This window comes from Mesorhizobium sp. Cs1299R1N3, from assembly GCF_037179625.1.
Lineage (GTDB): Bacteria > Pseudomonadota > Alphaproteobacteria > Rhizobiales > Rhizobiaceae > Mesorhizobium > Mesorhizobium salmacidum.
Map to the genome: position 1 here is coordinate 1 of NZ_JAPYKQ010000059.1, position 509 is coordinate 509.

Annotated in this window: 1 protein-coding gene; it reads right to left on the reverse strand. The window is 68.0% G+C overall.

Annotation, left to right across the window (positions count from 1 at the left end; genetic code table 11):
• Window positions 1–509 (reverse strand): MFS transporter (locus tag O7B34_RS31945; protein ID WP_337149726.1); only part of this gene is annotated, 509 nt, incomplete at both ends.

Here is a 509-nt window from a genome sequence, read left to right on the forward strand (position 1 = left end):
ATGTTGCCGATGGTCATGCCGGCGCCGAACAGCAGAAGCACCCAGGTGACCGCCGCGGTCGACAGGCCCGACACGTCGGTGAGGTAGGGTTTGATGTAGGTGAAGACGGCGAACAGGCTGGCAGAGGTCAGCGCCGCGATCAGCATCGCCAGCCAGACCTGCAGCTTGCCGAGAATGCGGACTTCGGTGCGTAGGCCGCCGCCGCTCGGTTCCGTGACGTCGGACGGCACCAGCCAGGCGATGGCCGCGACCGAGACCAGGCCGATGCCGACCACGGCCAGGAAGGTGGCCCGCCAGCCAAAGGCTTCGCCAAGCGCCGTTCCAGCGGGAACGCCGAGGATATTGGCTAGCGTCAGCCCGGCGAACATCAGCGCGATGGCGCTGGCGCGCTTGTTGCGCGGCACCAGGCTGGCGGCGACGACCGAGCCGATGCCGAAGAAGGCGCCATGGCCGAAAGCGGTGAAGACGCGCGCGGCCATCAGCAGCCAGTAATTGGGCGCGATGGCGCA